General features: G+C 71.6%; 9 protein-coding genes and 1 pseudogene. 6 read left to right on the top strand and 4 right to left on the bottom strand.

What is annotated here, in order from left to right:
* From VFH10_RS01155 to VFH10_RS01145, 3 genes are all read right to left on the bottom strand, one after another.
* A partial coding sequence (locus VFH10_RS01155) for a hypothetical protein (RefSeq protein ID WP_325125165.1) occupies window positions 1-296 on the bottom strand: 296 nt, incomplete at its 3' end.
* A 6-nt stretch (window positions 297-302) separates the two neighbouring features.
* Window positions 303-1,031 carry a Flp pilus assembly protein CpaB gene (gene cpaB, locus VFH10_RS01150; RefSeq protein ID WP_325125164.1) on the bottom strand — a complete coding sequence of 243 codons (729 nt, stop codon included), beginning with the start codon at window positions 1,029-1,031 and terminating at the stop codon, window positions 303-305.
* 163 nt (window positions 1,032-1,194) lie between these two features.
* On the bottom strand, window positions 1,195-3,000 hold the full coding sequence (locus tag VFH10_RS01145) for an AMP-dependent synthetase/ligase (protein ID WP_325125163.1): 1,806 nt from the start codon (window positions 2,998-3,000) through the stop codon (window positions 1,195-1,197).
* A gap of 130 nt (window positions 3,001-3,130) precedes the next feature.
* Between VFH10_RS01145 and VFH10_RS01140 the strand changes: the two genes are divergently transcribed.
* From VFH10_RS01140 to VFH10_RS01115, 6 genes are all read left to right on the top strand, one after another.
* Window positions 3,131-3,568: an SRPBCC family protein gene (locus tag VFH10_RS01140; RefSeq protein ID WP_325125161.1), complete on the top strand. Its 438-nt coding sequence runs from the start codon at window positions 3,131-3,133 to the stop codon at window positions 3,566-3,568.
* A complete protein-coding gene (locus tag VFH10_RS01135) occupies window positions 3,565-4,749 on the top strand; it encodes an ArsA family ATPase (protein ID WP_325125159.1) in 1,185 nt (394 codons plus the stop codon). Before VFH10_RS01140 ends, VFH10_RS01135 begins: the two co-directional genes overlap by 4 nt.
* Window positions 4,746-5,150, top strand: coding sequence for a hypothetical protein (locus tag VFH10_RS01130; protein ID WP_325125157.1), 405 nt, complete (start codon window positions 4,746-4,748; stop codon window positions 5,148-5,150). Before VFH10_RS01135 ends, VFH10_RS01130 begins: the two co-directional genes overlap by 4 nt.
* A gap of 3 nt (window positions 5,151-5,153) precedes the next feature.
* Complete coding sequence (locus VFH10_RS01125; RefSeq protein WP_325125155.1) at window positions 5,154-6,098, top strand: ROK family glucokinase; 945 nt, start codon at window positions 5,154-5,156, stop codon at window positions 6,096-6,098.
* Window positions 6,070-7,008, top strand: coding sequence for an ROK family protein (locus tag VFH10_RS01120; RefSeq protein WP_325125153.1), 939 nt, complete (start codon window positions 6,070-6,072; stop codon window positions 7,006-7,008). Before VFH10_RS01125 ends, VFH10_RS01120 begins: the two co-directional genes overlap by 29 nt.
* Window positions 7,009-7,126: 118 nt before the next feature.
* Window positions 7,127-7,810, top strand: a complete 684-nt coding sequence (locus VFH10_RS01115) for an endonuclease/exonuclease/phosphatase family protein (RefSeq protein ID WP_325125151.1) — start codon at window positions 7,127-7,129, stop codon at window positions 7,808-7,810.
* A gap of 33 nt (window positions 7,811-7,843) precedes the next feature.
* Here VFH10_RS01115 and VFH10_RS01110 read toward each other — a convergent pair.
* A pseudogene (locus VFH10_RS01110) lies at window positions 7,844-8,658 on the bottom strand (TIGR00300 family protein); the annotation flags it as partial.

Below are 8,658 nucleotides of genomic sequence, written 5' to 3'. Positions count from 1 at the left end.
CGCTCCTCGACGACCTCGCGCATCCCGGACCGCAGCGCCTCGGCGAGCACGCTGGTGTCGACCCGGCGCCGGATCAGGATGACGCTCGTCGACGGACGGGTGACCCGGAGCATGTCCGCCAGGGAGGCGGCCGCCTCGAGGTCCACACCGGGGCCGAGCACGACGGCGTACTCGTCGGGAGACGAGGAGAGCGTGTGCTTGAGGCCCTCCAGGTTCTCGACGATGACGGTCGAGCTACCGGTGACGGAGGTGAAGAGCTCCGCGTTGGCCGGGTTGCTCTCGACGATGATGGGCATCGGCGATCACCTGAACAGGTTCGTGGAGGTGGTGCCCGGGCCGGCTTGGACCTTCGACTTGTCGTTGAGGTAGCCGAAGGACAGCTCGCCGGTCGTCGCGGCCAGCAGGATCTTCTCGGCCTGCTTCTGGTCCACGGCGAGCGTGAACAGCGTCTTCGGCAGCTGCTCGGTGGTCTGTGCGCCCTCGGTGTTGGTGGTCGTCGTCGAGATCACCGTCGTCGCGCCGACCGCGATGACCTCGACCTTGGGCTCGAGGAGCCGGACCCCGGTCTCGGCGCCGCCGATGTCGCCGTTCATGAAGATGGCCACCTCGTCACCCGGTACGACGAAGCCGGCGACCCGGCCGGTGTCGGACAGCGTCACCGAGATCGCGATCTTCCCGTCCGGGAGGGTCAGCGTGTCCTGGTCGCCCGCCGACCCGAACTTGGCGGTGATGATCTGCTCGTTGGGGTAGACCGGCCCGAGGGCCACCTGGGTGCCCAGGGTCTCGATGGTGTTCACCGCACCGGGCAGCACCTGCTCGCGCGGCACCTCGCCGAGGGCGATCTTGCCGGCTGCCTGCGCCGCGTCGAGGGTCTCCCCGGGGTTGATCTGCGCGACCGCCTTGAGGACCTGCACGGGCGCCTGCGCCTCCTTGGCGCGGTTGTCCGCGCCTCGGACGTACAGGAACACCATGGTGCTGCCCAGGGCGGCGATCAGTACCGCCACGATCAGGAGAACTGTCCTGCGTCCCATGCCTCGACCTGTCTACTCGTGCTGCGAGAGGCTCACTCCGAGGTGGAGAGGCGCTCCGGTGGGCCGTCCGACAAGCCCGGGGTCAAGGTTTCTACATTCGCCGGCCTGCGTCTTGAAAATGGACTAAAAGCCCACTCCGTGTCGAACCGGCCCCAAAGCGAGGTCAGCCGCGGTACAAGCGCTCGATCTCCTCGCTCGCCAGCCGCTCCACGTGCCCGCGCCGAAGCTTCAGGCTGGGCGTCAGGTGCCCGGCCTCCTCGGTCCAGTCGGTGGGCAGCACCTCGAACCTGCGGACTGCCTCCGCCTGCGAGACGAGGGTGTTCGCACTGTCCACTGCCGTCTGCAGCTCGGCGAGCAGGTCCGGGTCGCGGGTCAGCCTCGCCGGATCGACGGGCTTCCCGTGCCGCCTGGCCCAGACCACCACGGCATCGGGGTCCAGCGTGATCAGCGCCGCGATGTAGGGACGGTTGTCGCCCACGACCAGGCACTGGCTCACGAGCTCGTGCGCGCGGATACGGTCCTCGAGTGGCGCGGGGGCGACGTTCTTGCCGCCGGCCGTGACCAACATCTCCTTCTGCCGGCCGGTGATCTTGACGAAGCCCTCGTCGTCGATCTCGCCGAGGTCGCCGGTGCGCAGCCACCCGTCCGCGGTGAGTGCGTCGGAGGTGGCCCGCTCGTCGCGCCAGTACCCGCTCATGACCTGCCCGCCGCGCACCAGGAGCTCGCCGTCGTCGGCCACCCGGACCGTCGTACCCTCGAGCGGCTGCCCCACGGTGCCGATGCGCTGGGCGTCAGGGCGGTTCATCGTCACCGCCGCGGTCGTCTCGGTCAGCCCGTAGCCCTCGAGGACGGGCACGCCGATGCCCCGGTAGAAGTGGCCGAGGCGCTCGCCCAGCGGGGCGCCCCCGGAGATCGCGAAGGTGCATCGCCCGCCCAGCGCCGAACGCAGCCCGGAGTAGACGCGCCGGTCGTAGATCCTGTGCCGGGCCCGGAGCAGGGCGCCGGTGTGGCCGGTGTCCAGCGAGCGGCTGTAGGCGATCGCCGTCACCACCGCCCGGTCGAACAGGCCGCCCCGCCCGTCGATGGCGGCGGTCTGCGACGCGGTGTTGAAGAGCTTCTCGAAGATGCGTGGCACCGCCAGGAGGAACGTCGGCCTGAACTGGCCGAGGTCGGTCACCACCCTGCTGACCTCGGGCGAGTGCCCCAGGCGTACGCCCGCCCGGATGCAGCCGACCTGGATGATCCGGGCGAACACGTGGGCCAGCGGCAGGACCAGCAGCGTCGCGGCGTCCTCGCCCTCGAAGAGCTCGGGCAGCCCACGCACGGCGGAGTCGAGCTCGAAGGCGAAGTTGCCGTGGGTGAGCACGCATCCGCGCGGCGCCCCCGTCGTACCCGAGGTGTAGATCAGGGTGGCGGTCGAGTCGGGGCCGGCGGACGTTCGCCGAGCCTCCAGCCGGTCGTCTCCAACAGATGCACCGGCGGCCGCGAGCGCGTCCAGGGCCCCCGAGTCAATGCTCCAGACGTGGGCCAGGTCGGGGCAGGCTTTCCGCACCACCTCCGTCTGCTCGTCGCGCTCGACGAAGGCGGCCGTGGCGCCGGAGCCCTGCAGGATCGCGGCGACCTGCTCCGCCGGTGTGGTGTCGTAGATCGGCACGCTGACAGCACCCGCGAACCAGATGGCGTAGTCGAGGACCGTCCACTCGTAGCGCGTGCGCGACATCAGGGCGACCCGGTCGCCCGCCTCGACGCCGTCCGCGACCAGCCCCTTGGCCACCGCCCGGACCTGCTCGTGGAACTCGCCGATCGTGACGTCCCGCCACCCCTGGTCTCCACGAACCCCGAACGCGACGTGGTCGTGCGACTCGCCGGCACGCCGCACCACGTCATCCGTGAGGTTCCCCGAGACGGGATCCGTCGCGGTGAGTGGCGTCGAGTACTCGCGCACGAGCTGCCTCCGGGGGTCGGACAAGGATGCTGGCGAGACGGTACTCCGCGTGGCCGCGTGCGTTCGGCAGGGCACGGTGGCCAGTCAGCCCGGAGCCGTCGATCCGATACGCTCGCCGCACCGAGGACGACCCCCGAAGCGAGGCCCCAGGCAGATGGCAGAGCAGACCACGTCGAGCATCGTCATCGACGCAGAACCGGCTGCGGTGATGGCGGTCATCAGCGACTTCGACGCCTACCCCGAGTGGGCGCAGGGCGTGAAGAAGGCCGACGTCGTGGCCGAGGGCGGCGACGGCCGGCCGGACCAGGTCTACTTCGAGCTCGACGCCAGCCCGATCAAGGACGCCTACACGCTGCAGTACGACTGGCACGGCGACTCCTCGGTCCACTGGACGCTGGCCGAGGGTCGGATGCTGAAGGCGATGGACGGCTCCTACGAGCTGGCCGACCGCGGAGGCAGCACGGAGGTGACCTACCGGCTCGCCGTGGACATCTCGATCCCGATGATCGGGATGCTCAAGCGCAAGGCAGAGAAAGTCATCATCGACACCGCGCTCAAGGGACTGAAGAAGCGCGTCGAGTCGCTCGGGTGAGGATCGTCCTCTTCACCGGCAAGGGCGGGGTCGGCAAGACCACCGCCGCCGCCGGTACGGCGACCCTGGCGGCCCGGGACGGTGCCCGGACGCTCGTGCTGTCGACCGATGCCGCGCACTCGCTCGGCGACGCGTTCGACGTCCCGATCGGGTCGGAGCCGACCGAGGTCGCGCCGAGGCTGTTCGTGCAGCAGGTCGACGCGCAGCGCAGGTTCGAGCGGTCGTGGGCGGACATCCAGGGCTACCTGCTCAGCGTCCTGGACGCCGCGGGCGTCGACCCGATCACCGCCGAGGAGCTCACGGTCATCCCCGGCGCCGAGGAGGTGCTCGCGCTTCTGGAGCTGCGCGCCCAGGTGATGTCGGGGGAGTGGGACGTGGTGGTCGTCGACTGCGCCCCCACCGCCGAGACACTGCGGCTGCTCGCGCTGCCGGAGGCGCTGGGCTGGTACATGGACCGCGTCTTCCCCGCCCAGCACCGCGTCGTGAAGGCGCTGCGTCCCGTGCTGGCGAAGGCGGCCGGGGTGCCGATGCCCCAGGACACCGTCTTCGACGCGATCGAGCGGCTGCACCGCGACCTCGACGAGGTGCGGCAGCTGCTCACCGGGCCGGACGCCAGCGTGCGGCTGGTGCTGACGCCCGAGACGGTCGTGGTGGCCGAGGCCCGACGGTCGCTGACGAACCTCTCCCTGTTCGGCTACCGGGTGGACGGAGTGGTCGCCAACCGGGTCTTCCCCGACGAGGGCGCCGATCCGTGGCGTGCCCAGTGGGTGCAGGCCCAGAAGGTCGTGCTCGCCGAGGTCGAGCAGTCGTTCGGGGGTCTGCCGGTCTGGCGGTCGGCGTACCGCCCGGGAGAGCCCGTCGGCGTCGAGGAGCTCGCGGACTTCGCCAGCGCGGCGTACGCCGGGGACGATCCCCTGGCCCGGGCCGCCGGTGACGGGCCGATGTCGATCACCCGCACCCCGTCCGGGGCGATCCTGCGCATCGCACTACCGTTTGCGGACAAGTCCGACATCGACCTGGCCCGACACGGAGATGAGCTCGTGGTGACCGTTGGCAGCTATCGCCGGATCCTGACGCTGCCGGCGGCTCTGATGCGGCACACCGTCGCCGGAGCGCGGGTGGAGGGCGGTGCCCTCCAGGTCAGGTTCCGCGCCGGCTCGCCCGAGGGTGACGACGGATGACCGACGACGCCCACGACAGCCAGCCGGTCGGCAGCGTCGCCGAGGAGGCCGCCAAGCTGCTCGGTGCTCTCCAGGGGTGGGCGCGCGAGGGAGCCTCGGAAGGTCCGGCCGGTGCCGCCGGATCCACAGCGTCGCACGTGCTGCACGACCTCGACGAGCACATCGCCACCGGGGGTGAGGACTGCCGCTACTGCCCGGTCTGCCGGGTGATCGCGGCGCTGCGACAGACCAGCCCCGAGGTGAAGGACCACCTGACGACGGCAGCCGTCTCACTGCTGCACGCCGCCACCGGCGTCCTCGAGGCTCGCGGTGGAGCGGACCACGGCGGCCGTCGAGACCGCGACCCCGTCGAGAAGATCGACCTCTCGGACGACGCTGACGAAACCGAGTGGGAGGACTAGACGATGGGGCTCACGGTCGGGGTGGACGTCGGTGGCACGAAGATCGCAGCCGGCGTCGTGGACGAGGACGGCAAGATCCTCGCGACCGCCCGTCGCGAGTCGCCGGCCACGGACTCCGAGGCCATCGAGGTGACCATCGCCGAGCTCGTCATGGAGCTGCGCCGGGACCACGCGATCGAAGCCGTGGGCGTTGGGGCGGCCGGCTTCGTCGACGTACGCCGGTCGACCGTGCTCTTCGCTCCCAACCTGGCCTGGCGCGACGAGCCCCTCAAGTCCGAGCTGGAGGCCAGGGTCGACCTGCCGGTCGTCATCGAGAACGACGCCAACGCGGCGGCCTGGGGCGAGTTCTCCTTCGGTGCCGGCGAGGACGTCGAGGACCTGCTGCTGGTGACGGTGGGCACCGGGGTCGGCGGCGGGATCGTGCTCGACGGAAGCCTGCACCGCGGCGCCTTCGGGGTCGCCGCCGAGATCGGCCATCTCCGGGTGGTGCCCGGCGGGCGGCTGTGCGGCTGCGGGAACCTCGGATGCTGGGAGCAGTACGCCAGCGGGTCGGCACTGGTGCACGATGCGAAGGAGCGGCTCTCCGCGGGCGGAGACGACGTGCAGCCGCTGCTGAAGCGGGCGGGCGGCGACGTCGACGCGGTGACCGGACCGCTGATCACCGAGGCCGCCCAGGCGGGCGACCCGGTCGCGGTCGAGCTGCTGGCCGGAGTCGGGCAGTGGCTGGGGGAGGGGATCGCCTCGCTCACCGCCGTCCTCGACCCGGCCGTCGTGGTGATCGGTGGCGGCGTCTCGGAGGCGGGACCGCTGCTGCTGGACCCGGTCCGAGAGCACTTCCTCGACACCTTGACCGGGCGCGGCCACCGACCGGAGCTCTCCATCCGGCCGGCCCAGCTCGGCAACAAGGCGGGGATGATCGGTGCGGCGGACCTTGCCCGGCGGAGCTAGCGCCTGGAGCACGATCGGGCTCGATGTCGGGGGCACCAAGATCCTGGCCGGGATCCTCGACCAGGACGGCACCCTCGCCGAGCTGCGCGCCGCCGAGACGCCGGGGCGGCAGAACCTGCCGCGCGCCGTCGAGGACGCGATGGTGCGGGTCGTCGGCGAGCTGCGCGCGGGGCGTGAGGTCCGGGCGGTCGGCGTCGGAGCGGCGGGGTTCGTCGGACGGGAAGGCACGGTGCGTTTCGCGCCGCACGTCTCCTGGCGCGACGAGCCGCTGCAACGACGCCTCGAAGAGCGACTCGGGCTCCCGGTCGTCGTCGACAACGACGCGAACGTGACGGCTCTGGCCGAGCTCGAACTGGGTGCCGCTCGCGGCGCACGTGACGCGGTGTGCATCACCCTCGGCACCGGGATCGGCGGCGCCGTCGTCATGGACGGCGACGTGCGACGGGGTACCAGCGGGCTGGCGGGCGAGTTCGGGCACATGCAGGTCGTGCCGCAGGGTCGGCCGTGCCCCTGCGGACAGAACGGTTGCTGGGAGCAGTACTGCAGCGGCACGGCCCTGCGGCGCGCGGCTCGCGAGCACGGCGCCCCCGCGGGCACCGAAGGGCCCGACGTCACGGCGGCCGCGGGCGCGGGGGTCGACTGGGCGCTCCGCGCGTTCGAGGACGTCGGCGGGTGGCTCGGTGTCGGCGCGGCGGCGCTCTGCTCGGCGCTCGACCCCGAGGTCGTGGTCGTCGGCGGTGGTCTCTCCGGTGCGGGCGAGCTGCTGCTGGATCCGGCGAGGGCAGCCCTGGCGGAGAAGCTGCCCGGTCGCGAGCACCGCCCGATGCCGCGGCTGGTGCAGGCCGCGTGCGGGCCGCAGGCGGGGATGATCGGCGCCGCGCTGCTGGCTCGAGCGAGCATCGACCCGTGAAGGGCCCCGACGGGTGGTTCCTGAGCTGTCGAAGGGCTCGACCAGCGGACGCCAGCCTTTACCAGGCGTTGTGCAAACAGGGCTCGGGCCCGGCTCGCGTCGTGGCAGGATCGGGCGCGTGACGCGCATCCGGGTGGCGACGTACAACATCCTCATGGGTGGCCGGCGGGGGGCGGTCGTTCACGACGTCGTACGTCGTCTCGACGCCGACGTCCTGCTCGTCAACGAGAGCCCCAAGCAGCCGCTCCTGTGGAAGAGGCGCTGTCGTGCTTTGGCCGATCGTTGGCAGATGCGGTACGTCGCAGGTGGCCGGCCGGCCGGATCCAACATGGTCGTGGTCGGCCCCAGGGTCGCGGTCAAGTCGTCCGGCGCCGAGCGGCTGAAGCAGCCGCTGTTCCAGCCCCGTCGCGGCATCGCGTGGGCGCAGCTGCGCGTCGAGGGGCGGCTGATCGGAGCGGTCAGCTGCCACCTGAGCCTGGACCGGGAGCGGCGGCTCCGGGAGGTGCAGCGGGTGATCGAGGTCGCGTCGACCCTGAGGGGACCGGTGGTCGTGGCGGGCGACCTCAACGAGCCCCCTCGCGGTCCGAGCTGGCAGCGGCTGCGTGATGCCGGTTTCGTCGACCACGGCGACAACACCTGGGAGACGTTCCCGGCGGAGGACCCCCGGACCCGGATCGACGCGCTCCTCGTGCGGGGTACGACCGCGACCGTGCTCTCCCACGGGGATCCCGGGCTTCCGGATCGGCTGCTGCGCGCGGCCAGCGACCACCGGCCGTTGTCGGCGGACATCGAGCTGCTGTAGCGGGTCTCGACGGGCCGGCCGCCGGCCTGTGGGTCAGGCGCGGGAGCGGTAGTCCGGCACCAGGTCGGCGGCGAGCTGCTCGAGGAACAGGCCCACGTCGGTGACGATGCCGCGCGCCTGGGACGATCCGCGGTCGGCGAGCTTGGTCACCGTGGCGGGGTTGATGTCGACGCAGACGAGCGGGATCGAGGCGGGCAGTATGTTGCCGGTGGCGACCGAGTGCAGCATCGTCGCCACCATCAGGCAGAAGCCGACACCGTCGAGCTTCGCCCGCATCGCCCGCTGACCCTCGATCACGTCGGTGTAGACGTCCGGAAGCGGCCCGTCGTCGCGGACGGACCCGACGAGCACGAAGTCCTTCTCGTGGGTGACCAGCGCGTGCATGATCCCCCCGGTGAGCACGCCGGAGTCGACGGCGTCCTTGATCGACCCCGCCTTGCGGATCGTGTTGAGAGCCCGGATGTGGTGCTCGTGACCGTGCTCGACGCCGCGGCCGTGTGCCAGGTCGACGCCCAGCGAGGTGCCGTAGAGCGAGGACTCGATGTCATGGGTGGCCAACGCGTTGCCCGCGAACAGCACGTCCACGAAGCCCGCGTGGACCAGCGCGACCATCGCCGGCGCCGCGCCGGTGTGCACGACCCCCGGGCCGCCGACCCACAGCACCTTCTTGCCAGCGGCCTTCGCTTCAAGCATGCCTTCCGCCACCTGGCGCACCAGCACCGCCTGCGGCTTCTCGCTGGAGACGTCGGACTCCATGAAGCCGAACCCGCCGGTGTCGGCGACCACGGGGATGTCGACCCGGATCCCGGAGGCGCCGCAGATCACCTTCATCCCGGTCTTCACGTCGG

It is taken from the genome of Nocardioides sp. (genome assembly GCF_035697785.1).
Classification (GTDB): Bacteria; Actinomycetota; Actinomycetes; order Propionibacteriales; family Nocardioidaceae; genus Nocardioides_B.
Note: the sequence above shows the minus strand (reverse complement) of the source record. Positions and strands in the feature narration are given on the sequence as shown.

What these genes read in the sequence shown, in the direction of transcription:
- VFH10_RS01140 (WP_325125161.1), top strand. Translation starts at nt 3,131, where the DNA reads ATGGCAGAGCAGACCACGTCGAGCATCGTCATCGACGCAGAACCGGCT.
- VFH10_RS01125 (WP_325125155.1), top strand. Translation starts at nt 5,154, where the DNA reads ATGGGGCTCACGGTCGGGGTGGACGTCGGTGGCACGAAGATCGCAGCC.
- VFH10_RS01130 (WP_325125157.1), top strand. Translation starts at nt 4,746, where the DNA reads ATGACCGACGACGCCCACGACAGCCAGCCGGTCGGCAGCGTCGCCGAG.
- cpaB (WP_325125164.1), bottom strand. Translation starts at nt 1,031, where the DNA reads ATGGGACGCAGGACAGTTCTCCTGATCGTGGCGGTACTGATCGCCGCC.